The sequence below is a fragment of the Streptomyces sp. CG 926 genome, from assembly GCF_003148825.1.
Taxonomy (GTDB): domain Bacteria; phylum Actinomycetota; class Actinomycetes; order Streptomycetales; family Streptomycetaceae; genus Streptomyces.
This window is the reverse complement of sequence record NZ_QGGZ01000021.1, coordinates 1-13,348: the sequence shown is the minus strand read 5'-3', so window position 1 is coordinate 13,348 and position 13,348 is coordinate 1. Positions and strand designations below refer to the sequence as shown.

General features: G+C 71.3%; 12 protein-coding genes and 2 pseudogenes. 2 read left to right on the top strand and 12 right to left on the bottom strand.

Annotated elements, in window-relative coordinates; translation table 11 throughout:
• Positions 1–8: 8 nt before the first annotated feature.
• The 9 genes and pseudogenes from BCL76_RS36175 to BCL76_RS36130 all read right to left on the bottom strand — a co-directional run bounded on the left by BCL76_RS36175 (position 9) and on the right by BCL76_RS36130 (position 9,110).
• The gene (locus BCL76_RS36175; protein WP_258310122.1) at positions 9–3,044 is read right to left on the bottom strand and encodes a hybrid sensor histidine kinase/response regulator; all 3,036 of its coding nucleotides are present in this window, start codon (positions 3,042–3,044) and stop codon (positions 9–11) included.
• Between the two features lie 72 nt (positions 3,045–3,116).
• Entirely contained in the window at positions 3,117–3,563 is a 447-nt protein-coding gene (locus tag BCL76_RS36170) for an ATP-binding protein (RefSeq protein ID WP_181382879.1), read from the bottom strand.
• 5 nt (positions 3,564–3,568) lie between these two features.
• Positions 3,569–3,940, bottom strand: coding sequence for an STAS domain-containing protein (locus tag BCL76_RS36165; RefSeq protein ID WP_109783630.1), 372 nt, complete (start codon positions 3,938–3,940; stop codon positions 3,569–3,571).
• Positions 3,941–4,026: 86 nt separating this feature from the next.
• Positions 4,027–4,893 carry a SigB/SigF/SigG family RNA polymerase sigma factor gene (locus BCL76_RS36160; protein WP_109783628.1) on the bottom strand — a complete coding sequence of 289 codons (867 nt, stop codon included), beginning with the start codon at positions 4,891–4,893 and terminating at the stop codon, positions 4,027–4,029.
• A gap of 528 nt (positions 4,894–5,421) precedes the next feature.
• Positions 5,422–5,669, bottom strand: a pseudogene (locus BCL76_RS40580) (NUDIX domain-containing protein); the annotation flags it as partial.
• A gap of 118 nt (positions 5,670–5,787) precedes the next feature.
• Positions 5,788–6,003: pseudogene (locus BCL76_RS40200) on the bottom strand (NUDIX domain-containing protein); the annotation flags it as partial.
• A gap of 43 nt (positions 6,004–6,046) precedes the next feature.
• Entirely contained in the window at positions 6,047–6,580 is a 534-nt protein-coding gene (locus tag BCL76_RS36140; RefSeq protein ID WP_109783626.1) for a copper chaperone PCu(A)C, read from the bottom strand.
• The gene (locus BCL76_RS36135) at positions 6,577–8,817 is read right to left on the bottom strand and encodes a heavy metal translocating P-type ATPase (protein WP_109783746.1); all 2,241 of its coding nucleotides are present in this window, start codon (positions 8,815–8,817) and stop codon (positions 6,577–6,579) included. Before BCL76_RS36135 ends, BCL76_RS36140 begins: the two co-directional genes overlap by 4 nt.
• A 50-nt stretch (positions 8,818–8,867) precedes the next feature.
• Complete coding sequence (locus BCL76_RS36130) at positions 8,868–9,110, bottom strand: hypothetical protein (protein WP_109783624.1); 243 nt, start codon at positions 9,108–9,110, stop codon at positions 8,868–8,870.
• 303 nt (positions 9,111–9,413) lie between these two features.
• On the opposite strand from BCL76_RS36130, the gene BCL76_RS36125 reads away from it, so the two are divergent.
• Positions 9,414–10,136 carry a class E sortase gene (locus BCL76_RS36125; protein ID WP_109783622.1) on the top strand — a complete coding sequence of 241 codons (723 nt, stop codon included), beginning with the start codon at positions 9,414–9,416 and terminating at the stop codon, positions 10,134–10,136.
• 18 nt (positions 10,137–10,154) lie between these two features.
• Here BCL76_RS36125 and BCL76_RS36120 read toward each other — a convergent pair whose 3' ends face one another.
• Both BCL76_RS36120 and BCL76_RS36110 read right to left on the bottom strand, forming a co-directional pair.
• Positions 10,155–10,550: a DUF4118 domain-containing protein gene (locus BCL76_RS36120; RefSeq protein ID WP_109783744.1), complete on the bottom strand. Its 396-nt coding sequence runs from the start codon at positions 10,548–10,550 to the stop codon at positions 10,155–10,157.
• A gap of 183 nt (positions 10,551–10,733) precedes the next feature.
• Positions 10,734–11,237 (bottom strand): GNAT family N-acetyltransferase, encoded by a 504-nt coding sequence (locus BCL76_RS36110; RefSeq protein WP_109783620.1) that lies wholly within the window; start codon positions 11,235–11,237, stop codon positions 10,734–10,736.
• Positions 11,238–11,470: 233 nt separating this feature from the next.
• On the opposite strand from BCL76_RS36110, the gene BCL76_RS36105 reads away from it, so the two are divergent.
• On the top strand, positions 11,471–12,958 hold the full coding sequence (locus BCL76_RS36105; RefSeq protein ID WP_109783618.1) for an NF041680 family putative transposase: 1,488 nt from the start codon (positions 11,471–11,473) through the stop codon (positions 12,956–12,958).
• Here BCL76_RS36105 and BCL76_RS36100 read toward each other — a convergent pair.
• Entirely contained in the window at positions 12,947–13,210 is a 264-nt protein-coding gene (locus BCL76_RS36100; protein ID WP_109783616.1) for a hypothetical protein, read from the bottom strand. The genes BCL76_RS36105 and BCL76_RS36100 overlap by 12 nt on opposite strands.
• Positions 13,211–13,348 lie beyond the last annotated feature (138 nt).

The following is a 13,348-nucleotide window of genomic DNA, read 5'->3' as shown; positions in this document are numbered from 1 at the left end:
GGCGGGGGTCACGTCAGCCAGGTGTGGATGCGGGCGGCCAGGTCGTCCGCGTCGACCGGCTTGGTGACGTAGTCGTCCGCTCCGGCGGCCAGCGCCTTCTCACGGTCCCCCGGCATGGCCTGGGCGGTGACGGCGACGATCGGGACGTTCGTGTAACCGGGCAGCGCGCGGATGGCGGCGGTGGTGGCGTAGCCGTCCATGCCCGCCATCATCACGTCCATCAGCACGAGGTCCACGTCGTCGTGCTCGGCCAGGAGCTCCAGGCCGGTGCGGCCGTCCTCGGCCCGCAGGACCCGCATGCCCTCGCGTCGGAGTATCTCCGTGAGCGCGAAGACGTTGCGGGCGTCGTCGTCCACGACGAGCACGGTGGGGCCGGGTGCCACCGTGGGCTCCTCGGGGACCGGCTCGGCCGGTACGGAGCCTTGCAGCACGTCGGCGGTCGGGTGCGGGAGAGGCCGGGTCGCCGCCGCTCCGTCCACCGGGACGTCGGGGGAATCGGCGTCGGGGGAATCCGCGTCGGAGGGATCCGCGGCGGTGGACCTCGGCGGCGCCGCGGACCGCAGGGCGGCCTGCTCCGGCGTGCGGAGCGGCAGGAAAAGGGTGAAGACACTGCCTTCCCCCGGCGTGGACCGGACTTCGATCAGGCCGCCCAGCAGGTGGGCCACCTCTCTGCTGATGGACAGCCCCAGCCCCGTGCCTCCGTAGTGGCGGCTGGTGGTGCCGTCGCCCTGCTGGAAGGCGTTGAAAACGGTCTCCAACCGGTCCTCGGGGATGCCGATGCCCGTGTCGGTCACCCGGAAGGCCGCGACGGGCGTGTCGCCCTGGCCCAACGCGGCCGGTAGCTCGTCGCCACCCGCCCGGTCCACCCGCAGCTCCACATGCCCCTGCTCGGTGAACTTCACCGCGTTGGCGACCAGATTGCGCAGCACCTGCCGCAACCGGGCCTGGTCGGTGAACAGGACGTCGGGCAGCCCACCCCCGGTGACGACCCGCAACTCCAGCTCGCGGGCGGCCGCGACGGGCCGGAAGGTGGCGTCGAGGGAGGACAGGAGTTGCTGGAGCGGGAAGACCTCGGGATGCAGGTCCATCTTGCCCGCCTCGACCTTGGAGAGGTCGAGGATGTCGTTGATCAGCTGGAGCAGGTCGGAGCCGGCGGAATGGATGACCTCGGCATAGTCGACCTGCTTGTCGGTGAGGTTCCCGTCCGGATTGCGCGACAGCAACTGGGCCAGGATCAGCAGGCTGTTGAGCGGAGTGCGCAGTTCATGGCTCATGTTGGCCAGGAACTCCGACTTGTACATGGAGGTCCGCGACAGCTGCTGGGCCCGCACTTCGAGTTCCCGCCGCGCCTGCTCGATCTCCAGGTTCTTGCGCTCGATGTCCCGGTTCCGATCGGCCAGCAGGGCGGCCTTCTCCTCCAACTCGGCATTGGAACGCTGCAACTCGCCCTGACGGGACTGGAGCTCCTGCGACCGCGAGCTCAGTTCGACGGTCAGGCTCTGCGACCGCTCCAGCAGCTCGTCGGTACGGGCATTGGCGATCAGCGCGCTGACACTCACTCCGATGGCCTCGATGAAGTGGTCGAGGAAGTCCCGGTGGATGGGGGAGAAGGGGGCGAGCGAGGCCAGTTCGACAGCGCCGAGGGCCTGGCCCTCCACCACGATGGGCAGGACGACGAGGACGGCGGGCTCGGCGGCTCCTGCGCCGGAGGCGATGGTGGCGTACCCGGGCGGCACCCGTTCCACGGTGAGGGTGCGACGCCCGCCGGCGGCCTGTCCCACGAGCGACTGGCCGAAGCGGAAACGGCGCGGGGGAGTGGCGGGGTCGTCCGGCATCCCGTAGGCGGCCCGCATGATCAGGTACCTGCCCTCCTCGTCGTCCTCGGCGAGGAAGAAGGCGCCGTAGTGCGCGTTCACCAGCGGCGGTACCTCGTTCATGATCAGCTGCGCCAGGTCGGTGAGGTCCCGGGTTCCCTGGATCAGGGCCGAGACCCGGGCGAGATTGGTCTTGAGCCAGTCCTGTTCCTGGTTCGCGCGGGTGGTCATGCGCAACGACTCGACCATCGCGTTGATGTTGTCCCTCAGATCCCCGACCTCGCCCGGCGCCTCGACCGTGATCGACCGGGTGAGGTCGCCCTCGGCCACGGCGCTGGTCACCGCCGCGATGGCGCGCACCTGGCGGGTCAGGTTGCCGGCAAGCTCGTTGACGTTCTCGGTGAGCCGCTTCCAGGTACCGGAGACGCCCTCGACCTCGGCCTGGCCGCCCAGCTTGCCCTCGCTGCCGACCTCGCGCGCCACGCGGGTGACCTCGGCGGCGAAGGAGGACAGCTGGTCGACCATGGTGTTGATGGTGGTCTTGAGTTCCAGGATCTCGCCCCGGGCCGACACGTCGATCTTGCGCGTGAGATCGCCCTTGGCGACCGCCGTGGTCACCTGGGCGATGTTGCGCACCTGATTGGTCAGGTTGTCGGCCATGGAATTGACGTTGTCGGTCAGGTCCTTCCAGGTACCGGAGACGCCCTGCACGGTGGCCTGGCCGCCCAGCTTGCCCTCCGTGCCGACCTCACGGGCCACGCGCGTGACCTCCTCGGCGAAGGAGGAGAGCCGGTCGACCATCGTGTTGATGGTCTCCTTCAGCTCCAGGATCTCGCCGCTCGCCTCCACCCGGATCTTGCGCGTGAGGTCGCCGCCCGCGACAGCGGTGGCGACCTGGGCGATCGAGCGGACCTGGGAGGTGAGGTTGTCGGCCATGGTGTTGACCCCGGTCGCCAGCTCCTGCCAGATGCCGCTCACCCGGTGTACCTGAGCGTGCCCGCCGAGCAGCCCTTGGCCGCCCACCTCGCGAGCCACCCGGGTCACCTCCGACGTCACCAGGGACAGCTGCTCCACCATGCCGTTGTAGACCGTGGCGATCTCGCCCAGGAGGCCCTCGGAGTCGGCCGGCAGCCGGGTGGTGAAGTCTCCGTCGCGGACGGCCGTCAGCCCGTCCAGGAGCCGCCGCAGCGCCTCCTCACCCAGCTCAGGGCGTTGTCGCGCATCGTCCATGGACGCCTCCGCAACCACTGTGACACGCGGTGCGGCCCAGGACATCCCGGGCGCCCGCCCGGCTGGGCGCCGTCAGCCGGGAACGCGGATCCCGGGTGGGCACGACACCTCGCACCAGACGCGCTTGCCGTCCACCCCCGATTCGGAACCCCAGTCCCGGGCCAGCCGTTCCACGATCAACAGCCCGTGGCCGCCCGGCTGTCCCCGGTCTCCCGACCCATGGGCCGGTACGAGCACCGGCGGGGCAGGATTACCGTCCGTGACCTCGATCCGCAGCCGCTCGGGCGAGCAGTCCAGGACGAGTGCCCGGGGCCCTCCGCCGTGCAGGCAGGCGTTGGCCACCACCTCCGACACCAGCAGGAGCACGTCCTCGGCGGTCTCGCGGATCTCTCCCGTCCCCGGGAGCCAATGCCAGGCGGTCAGTGCCTGGCGGGCGAAGTCACGGCTGCGTGAGACCACGTCGGTGGTCCCCGACAGCATCAGGCTCCAGGTCCGGTCTGACGGCCCGGGGTGCTCCATGATGCTCAGGCTCCTCCGCCGCGTGACGTCCTCAGGGCTTCCCCCATATCGGAGTGGACGGGGAACACACCGTCCGCACCGGTGATCCGGAACATGCGGGCGACAGGTCCGTGCAGGCCGACCAGCTCCAGAGTGGCTCCCGTCTCCTGAGCCGCGAGGCGCGTGTTCAGCAGCACGTTCAGCCCCGTGGAATCACAGAATCCGAGCCCTGCCAGATCGACCAGCAGCCGGCGACCGGGGGCGAGTGCCCCGTCGAGCGCATCGCGCAACGGCTGCGCCGTGTCGTGGTCCAGTTCCCCCGCGAGCGCGAGGACTACGGCTCCGTCCACGGCCTGGACCGCGACGGTGAAGCGTTCGCTCTTCGCTTCCGGGACCATCCGGCATCACCCTTCCCTCGTGCACTGCTGCACCTGCCCGGGTTCCAGCGCGATATGCCTGTCCGTCCCGTGCGGAAGGGTATACCTCACACCACCTCGGCCTGCGGCTCCTCGGCGAGCAGTCCCTCCCGCAACCGGCCCAGGATGCGGGCCAGCAGCCGGGACACGTGCATCTGGGACATGCCCAGGCGCTCGCCGATCTCGGCCTGGGTCAGCTCCTCCCCGAAACGCAGGGCGAGTATCGTCCGGTCCCGTTCGGAAAGCCCCCCCATCAGCGGCTTGAGCGATTCCAGGTCCTCGACCGTCTCGTAGCGGCTCTCCTCGACACCGAGACTGCGGGCCGACACTCCCGGCGGCTCGTTGTCCTCCCCTGTCGCGGGTACGTCGAGGGACAGGCTGGTGAAGCCGTTGGCCGCGAGCCGACCCTCGCACACCTCCCGCACCGTGATGTCCAGCCGCTCGGCGAGCTCCCGCGCCCTCGGGGTGTGGCCCAGCTCCTGCTCCATGGCGTCGTTCGCCTTGGCCAGGTCGATGCGCAACTCCTGCAGCCGCCGCGGTACGCGGACGGCCCAGGTCGTGTCACGGAAGTACCGCTTGATCTCTCCCACGATGGTGGGCAGGGCGAACGACATGAACTCGAACCCACGCTCCGGATCGAACCTGTTGATGGCCTTGATCAGGCCGATCGTGCCGACCTGCAGGACGTCTTCCCACGGTGCGCCGACGTGCCGGACGCGCGTGGCCGCGTACTTGACCATGCTCAGATTCAGTTCGACCAGGGTGTTGCGTACGTACGAGTACTCCGCGGTCCCCTCGTCCAGTGCACGCAGCCGGTGGAAGAGGGTGACCGACAGGTCATGGGCCTCAGCGGTGCTCACGGACTGCGGATCGCGAATCTCGCGGATGTCCCGCAGCGGCGCCGAGCTGGCCTCGGTACGGAGAGTGGCAGGCATGTCGCCTCCTCGGGGGTTTCCCTCACCACCACATACCCCCCTACCGGCAGGTTGAAGCTGTGCACGCCGTGGCCGCACGTCACCCTTCGTGAGCGGCCGAGCTGAGACGGGCGGACCGTCGGCCCGTCTCAGCCCGTGGTGGACACGGGCGCGGGTGCCGGAACCGGACCGGGCAGCGGGCCGGGCGGAGGCAGCGGATCGGGCCCGGGCGCGGGATCCGGCCAGGGATCGGGTTCGGGCCGCGGAGGCTCCGGAGGTACGGGATCGGGGCCGCCGGGACCGGGAACGGGCCCCGGAAGCGGACCTGGCTCCGGCCCGGGGCCGGGTCCCGGCGCCGGCGTCGGGTTGGGCGGTACGGGGTCGTCGGGAAGGGCGTGCACGGGGACCACCTCGGCTCGGTACCGGTCACGGCGCCGACCGTCCACCACGCGATGTCACGCGATGTCACGCGGAGTCGGTACGACGGCCGTGTTCGTCCTCGCGCGACTACCCGGTCGATCCGGATCGATGCGGCGCCACGCACACCACTCACGGCCGATTCGCGGAGCCGCGTACGAGCTCGTCGAGCGCGGGCGCGGGCTCGGTCGGCCGGTCGAACCAGGCGACCCCACCCGGGTCGGGTCGAACCGGTGCCGTGACCACGACTTCGTGCAGGCCCGGCCAGTAGGGCCTGATGGCCCCGTCGCACAGGAACTTGAGCACGAAGCGGGGGTGCCGCGCACACCGAGCTCCTCCGCCAGTTCCCGCGCGGCGGCTTCCTCGTAGGACTCGCCGACCTAGGCCGTCTCTTTCGGATCTTGCCGGGCCCGCGGCGTCCGGCACCGCACCCGGCCGCGTTGTCGGGCACGGCACCGGACGCCGCGGGCTCGGCCGCCACGATCCGAAAGAGACGGCCTGGACGGCGCCGCCGAGCATCCAGTCGAACTGCCCCGGGAAGCGGGACACGTCGTCCGGGCGACGGTGCACAAGGAACCGTCCGTCGCCGTCGCGGCACACGACGGTCGCGACCCGGTGCGGCCGGCGCCCCCGGATCGCCGCCGCACGGTCCACGACCGCCACGACACGGTCCCGATCGTCGACCTCCTCCACGAGTTCGCCCCTACGACACACCCTCGCAGGGGCCCGTGTCGGGAACGCGTGCGGGTACCCGCGGTCAGCTGCCGGGCCGGACCACCACCGCCACCACCTCGATCGGTGCGCTGTAGCGGAAGTGGAGGACGAACGGCACCAGGTCGCCCGCCTGCCAACCCAGCTCCTTCGCCCGGGTCGTGACACTCAGGTCGAAGGGGGACATCGTGACCGTGCCCCCCGCGGGCACCCTCACCGAACCCGTCGTCCGGACGAGGTCGGCGGCCCCGAGCCCCGCGCGCTCGCGCCGGCTGAGCAACGTCTCCTCGGCCCCGGGTGAGGTCACCTCGGTCAACTGGTCCTCCGAGCCACCGATGTTGGTGATGTCGAAGAAGGCGGCCGTGTCCCGACTGCTGCCCTGGGGCAGCAGGACACGACCGTTCCCGGCGGCGATCCGCGGCGGGCTGCCCGCGGCGCCGGACGAGGTCCAGGCCGTCAGCCCGGCCAGCGCGAGCGAGCAGGCCACCACCGGGACGAGCGCGGCCCGCAGCCCCTCGCGCGCGCGTAGACGGGTCGTGAGCCGGCCGCCCACGGCTTGCTCCGAAGGTGAACGCGTCATCGTCCCGTACCTCTCGCTCGGCTGCCCGTTCCCGCCCGGTGCGACTGCGGCGCCGGTCGCCAGGTACGCAACCGAAGACTGTTGGCCACCACCATCACCGAACTCATCGACATCGCCGCGGCCGCGACCATCGGGTTGAGCATCCCCACCGCGGCGAGCGGCACCGTGACCACGTTGTACCCGAAGGCCCAGACGAGGTTGGCCCGGATCGTCCCGAGCGTGCGCCTGGCCAGCTCGACGGCGTCGGCGACCGCCTCGATGTCGCCCCGTACCAGCGTGACGTCGGCCGCGCCGATGGCCACGTCCGTTCCGCTTCCCATCGCGATGCCGAGATCGGCCCCGGCCAGGGCCCCGGCGTCGTTCACCCCGTCGCCGATCACCGCGACCCGGCGCCCTTGAGCGCGCAACTCCCGTACGAGCCGTGCCTTGTCCTCGGGCGAGCAGTGCGCGTGCACGTCGGTGATGCCGAGCGCGGCGGCGACCCGGGACGCGGTGGCCTCGCGGTCGCCGGTGGCCAGTACCGGTTCCACCCCCAGGCGCCGAAGCCGGTCGACGGCCCGGTAGCTGCCGGGGCGCAGGACGTCCCCGAGGGCGATCAGGGCCTGGTCGGCGCCGTCCACGCGGACCAGGACCGGCGTGTGCGCCGCCGCCTCCGCCTCGGCCAGGGCCCGGTCCAGCGAAGGATGCAGGTCGGCGCCGGCGGCGCACACCTCCACGCGGTGGCCCTCCACGACCCCGGTCACCCCGATGCCCGCGGTGGCCCGGAAATCGGACACCTCGCCCGGCGGCCGGCCGTACGACTCCTGCCGGTGGTAGGCGACCACGGCACGGCCCAGTGGATGTTCGGAACCCTGTTCCACGGCCGCGGCCAGCCACAGGGCCCGCTCCGGGCCGACCCCGTCCGGTACCGCCGTCACGCGCGCGACGGTCATGTGGCCGGTCGTCAGCGTGCCCGTCTTGTCCAGGACCACGGTGTCCACGTGCCGCAGGGTCTCCAACGCCCGCGGGCCGCTGACCAGCAGACCCAGCTGCGCGCCCCGGCCGGTGGCCGTCAGCAGGGCGGTGGGCGTCGCCAGCCCGAGCGCACAGGGGCAGGCCACCACCAGGACGGCCACACAGGCCGTGACCGCGGCCTGCGGATCTGCTCCGGCCCCGAGCCAGAAGCCGAGCACGGTGACGGCCAGCGCCAGCACCACCGGTACGAAGACCCCCGCCACGGTGTCGGCCAGCCGCTGGGCCCGGGCCTTTCCGGCCTGCGCCTCGGTGACCATGTGGGTGATCCGGGCGAGCTGGGTGTCCGCACCGACCGCGGTGGCCCGGACGAGCAGCAGACCGCCCGCGTTCACCGCACCGCCGATCACGGCCTGGCCGGGGCCCACCTCGACGGGCTCGCTCTCGCCGGTGACCAGGGAGAGGTCGACGGCCGAACCGCCGGAGGAGACCACCCCGTCCGTCGCGACCCGCTCGCCCGGCCGGACGACGAACTCCTGCCCCACCCGCAACTGCCCGATCGGGACCGACCGCTCGTGGCCGTCCTCCCGTACGGTCACGTCCTTGGCTGCCAGATCGGCGAGTGAGTGCAGTGCCTCACCCGTGCCGCGGCGTGCCCGGGATTCGAGGAAGCGCCCGGTCAGTACGAACAGCGGGACCCCGACCGCGGCCTCCAGATAGATGTGGGCCACCCCGCCGCCGGCCGAGGGCAACAGGCTGAACGGCATCCGCATCCCCGGATCGCCCGCCCCGCCCAGGAACAGCGCGTACGCCGACCAGGAGAAGGAAGCGACCACGCCCAGGGACACCAGGGTGTCCATGGTCGCCGCCGCATGCCGCAGCCCCCGCACCGCCCGGGTGTGGAACGGCAGCGAACCCCAGACGGCGACCGGCGCGGCCAGCACGAAGCACAGCCACTGCCAGTTGCGGAACTGCAGGGCGGGCGCCATCGACAGCACCAGCACCGGCACGGACAGCACGGCGGTGATCACCAGCCGCCGCACCTCCTCGCCGCCCGGGGCGCCCTCGGCCGGCTCCGCCGGCGCCCGGTCCCGCGCGGGCTCGGGCGGAGCCGGCACCTCGGCGCGGTAGCCCGCCCGCTCGACCACCGCGACGAGGTCGCCGCTCGTCACGTACGCCGGGTGCAGCACCCTGGCCCGCCCGGTGGCGAGGTTGACCGTGGCGCTCACGCCCTCGATCTTCGCCAGCCGCTTCTCCACGCGGGTGACACAGGCCGCGCAGGTCATCCCGCCGACCACCAGATCGGTGGTGGTCACCACCTCGGTCCGCTCGGCCGTCACCGCGTACCACCCGTACCGCCGGTGTGCCCGTGCGGCCGTCCCAGGTCCCCGACGAATCCGGGGCCGTCGACCTCCGTGGAGCGCATGCCGGGGGCCACGGGTCCGGCGCTCGCCCCCACCCCGTACGCGACGGCGAACATCACTATGAGGAGCGCCACGAAGCCGGCGAGAGCGGGCGGCGGCGCCCACCGCTTCAGCGCGGTGATCGCCAGGGTCGGGTACTCAAGCCGGTCCGTCATCGTCACTCCGGATTCTTGTACTCGGTTCCAGACGGACGGGGTGCCGATCGGGCCGTGCCGGAGCCGGGACGGCACTCCCTCCGGCGAGGTAGTCGTAGCGGGGCGGAGAGAAGTTCCCGTGACTTCTGATTCCGTCGATTCCGTGTGCCGACCCGCGGGAGCCAGGTCACAGGGTCGGACCCTTATGGACCTCTTGCTCCGTATGTCACTCTGGCCGGGCGCATCGGCTCACCCGGGCGCCGCCCGCCCGGCCCGCCCCGGCCCGCTCTGTTCCGGCCGACCCGACCGACACGGAAAACGCCCATGTCCTTGCCGTTCCCGTACCGAGCCGTTCCCGCCGTCCTGGCCGGTGCCGCGACCGCCCTGCTGGTGGCGTGCACCCCTTCGACGGCCGCCGGTGCGGCGGTGTCCGCATCCGCATCCGTATCCGCATCTGCATCCGCTACGGCCGCCCGGCCTCCGGCGGTGGTCACCCGCGCTGCGGCCCCCGCACCCGCGTCCGCGCCCGTGGAGTCCACGCTGTCGATACCCGCCGCCGGCATCACCGGGCTGCGCGTGGTTCCGTACGAGGGCACCACCGACGACGTACCGGGAACCCGCATCCAGGACCTCGGAGTGGCGGCCAGCCCCTACGGGAAGCGGGGCGGGGTCGCGCCCGGGCAGGTGGGCAATTTCCTGATCACCGCGCACCGCCTGTCGGCCGGTGGCCCGCTGGGGCGCCTGCCCGCCGTCGAGGTGGGCGACACGGTCCAGGTGACCGTCGGGGAGGTGGTGTACATCTACGAGATCACCGAGACCCGCAAGACGTCCTTCCGGTCGGAGCGCTCACTGGGCGAACAGCGTGCCGCGGTGCCCGGGAAGCCCGGGGCGGCCCCCACCCAGGCCATGATCACGATCTCGACCTGCGCCACGCCCGAGGACCACGCCGAGGGCAACTTCTGGAGCGACGCGCAAGGCAATCCCGAGCACCGCATCGACAAGATAGGTGTGCTGCGCAAGACCTCCGGAGCCACGCCCGCCGGCTGACCCGCAGCCGCGCGTCCCCTACGGCGTGAGCCGGTGGTGCGCGGCGCGCGCGTGGAGGAGGCGGGCGACGACGGTTCCCGCGCCCGCCGCGGCGAGCAGGCAGACGAGGCGTACCACGTCGTACGGTGTCTCCCAGCTCAGCTCACCGACGGGCGCGGTCGCGAAGAAGTTGAGCACGAGCCAACAGAGCAAGGCGGTCCCGGGTGCCGCGGTGAGGCGGGCTCCCCGGCTCACCACGGCCACGGCGAGGGAGAGCGCCAAGAGGTCGACGGTGGGATCGTCGGGCCCGTCCAGGAGATTGAGCACGGCGACCAGAGCGACGGCCGCGACGGCCGCTGCGGCCCAGACCGAGCCGGTCGCGGCAGGGCTGGGTACGGGACGAACGCCCGAACTGATCCGTTTCCACTCGACCATGCGACGTCTCCTCCACGCGATGCCCCGCCGTCGGGGCCCTCGGAGATGATGCCCCATCAGGGGAACGGTCCCTGCGCCGTGCTGCATGGAGCCGAGCATTGACCGGGAGTGGCGGGCCCGGCCGCCCCGGTCGGCGATGGCGATACCGTCGCGGCCCTTGCGGCGGGCCACGGAGGCCGGGCCTTACGCGTCGGCAGGCTGCGGCAGGGCGAGCCAGTCCGACCAGGAGATGTCACGGCCGAGGAAGCGCGGCTGCTCGAACGGCCAGTCGGCGGCGATCCATTGCGGCACCAGCACGTCGAGGGCCTGCTCGACCTCGCTGCCCACCAGCTCGTCCACCACCCACCAGCAGATCTCGCCGTCCGCACCGGCCCTCTCCGGAGGGTCGATGTAGACACAGCCGAGCAGGACTGTCTCCGCCGCGTCGAACAGCGCGTAGTTGAAGGACTGGTGCGCGGCGATCTCCTTCTCGTGCCGCAGAAGGTCGGCCTGGTCGGCCTCGTAGGTCATGGTGTCCGCGGGCCAGCCCCAGGCCGGGCCGAAGATGGTCCACAGCCGCTCGCGCGAACCCATCACAGCCGGATAGTCGAGCGGGGTGTCCACCTCCCGGATCGGCCGCAGGTGATGGCCACCGCCCGGCAGCGGTACCAGGACAGGGTGGACGAAGTCATCGGGAAGCCAGCTCATGGCGCCCGACCGTAGCAGCGCGCGGCCGTCCGCTCCCCTGGATTTTCCCCGCGTACCGCCAGGCTCTGCTCTCCTGGCCGGTCGAGCGCACAAGGAGATGCCCTAGCTTGCCGTTTATCCACCGGCGTCGAACCGGGCTCGAACTTGTTCGGAGTTTCCGCAGTTCACCGGACGTGCGCGAGGCCGGGCTCCGATCCTGTACTCAAGGTTGATGTAGCACGGAGGCCGGGATCGTGGGATTGGTCGAGCACAGCGCTCAGCGAGACGCGTTGTCGAAGTTGTCGGATTTCCGGTCTGAACTGTACGGGTGCATTACGTCACGGGCGGACGCCTTGTTCGACCTGTGCGACGCGCTGCTGTGCACCGACGGACCGGTCCGGACCCTTGTGGACCTGGCGCTCGCACCGGAACACAGACGCGGGCACGGCGCCCTGTACTCCGGGATCAACCGAGGCCGGATCGACGTCGCCCGGCTGCGTCGCGCACTGGCGGGTGTGCCGCTGCCCCGGGCGAACGACGGTCGCCTGGTGCTGGCCGTGGACGTCTCCCCCTGGCTTCGGCCGGACGCCGACACCTGCTCGGACCGCTCCTTCTGCCACACCTTCGGCCGGGGCCAGGGCAAGCACCAGATGGTCCCCGGCTGGCCGTACTCGATCGTCGCCGCACTGGAGACGGGCCGGACCTCATGGACGGCCCTGCTGGACGCCATCCGGCTGGAGCCCGGCGCCGACTTGGCCGCGGTCACGGCCGAACAGGTCCGCGACGTCGTCCAACGTCTCAAGGACGCCGGCCAGTGGCAATTGGGGGCGCCGAACGTCCTGGTCGTGTTGGACGCCGGCTATGACGCACCCCGCATCGCCCATCTCCTGAGTGATCTGCCAGTCGAGGTGCTGGGCCGATTGCGCTCGGACCGAGTGATGCGCAAGCCTGTCCCGGTGCCGTGGATCTGCCCGCCGCAGGGCGGTCGTCCGCCCAAACACGGCGGTGAGTTCGTCTTCGGACGGCCTGAGACCTGGGGCGAGGTCACCGCGGTGACCGTCACCAACACCGACCGGTATGGGACGGCGACCGCGGAGGCGTGGGACCGGCTCCATCCCCGGCTGACCCGCCGGGCGGCGTGGCTCGACCATGAGGGGCCGCTGCCGGTCATCGAGGGCACCGTGATCCGCCTGACGGTCGAGAAGCTGCCCAGCGGCGGGGTGAACAAGCCTGTCTGGCTGTGGTGGTCGGGCACCGGCGCCGTCAGGGGCGACGTTGACCGGTGCTGGCAGGCGTTTCTCCGCCGCTTCGATGTGGAGCACACCTTCCGCCTGCTTAAGCAGACCCTCGGCTGGACCCGGCCCAAGCTCCGGGACTCCGCTGCGGCCGACCGCTGGACCTGGCTCGTTCTGGCCGCACATGCCCAACTCTGCCTCGCCCGCCCCCTCGCGTGGGACCTGCGCCGACCCTGGGAACGACCGGCGGAACCGAACAGGCTCACCCCTGCCCGAGTCCGCCGAGGGTTCAGGAACCTGCACGCGAAGACCGGCACGCCAGCCCGTGCACCGAAACCCAGCCGGCCCGGCCCCGGCTGCCCTCCTGGCTCCAAGAATCGGCGACCGGCTTCCCGCTACGGCGTCGGACGCGTCCTCGCCACCGGCGAGCCCTACACGCGACCCGCACACCACAAGGTCGGCACGAAGCCCCGACGCACCAGCGGGCCGTCAAGCTCAGACTCGTAGGAGGAATCCACCGATCTGGTATTCCAGCCCCTCACGGAACTCCAGGTGCGGGATTGCACCCTGCATCGCTGAGTACAGCGCGGGCGGCACCTCGTAGACGGCCGTCTCAAGGAAGTCGTCGTCCCGGCCGGGGAGCAGGTCCCTGATCCTCAGAATCTCAACTCTGTTGAGACCAGTGACATGTGCGGCCTGCTCGTCGCTGTCCCAACCGATGAGGTCCCAGCCAAGGGTTTCGGTGTTGATGTCGTTCACGCACCTACGGTAAGCGCGGACTGCCCATGAGGTTAAACGGCAAGCCTAAAGGTTGTTGCAGAAGGCTCAGTTTTGGGCATTTTGCCTGTATGGGTGGGGTGTTGAGGGCTGAGCCGGTGTGGGTGGAGACGTTCACGG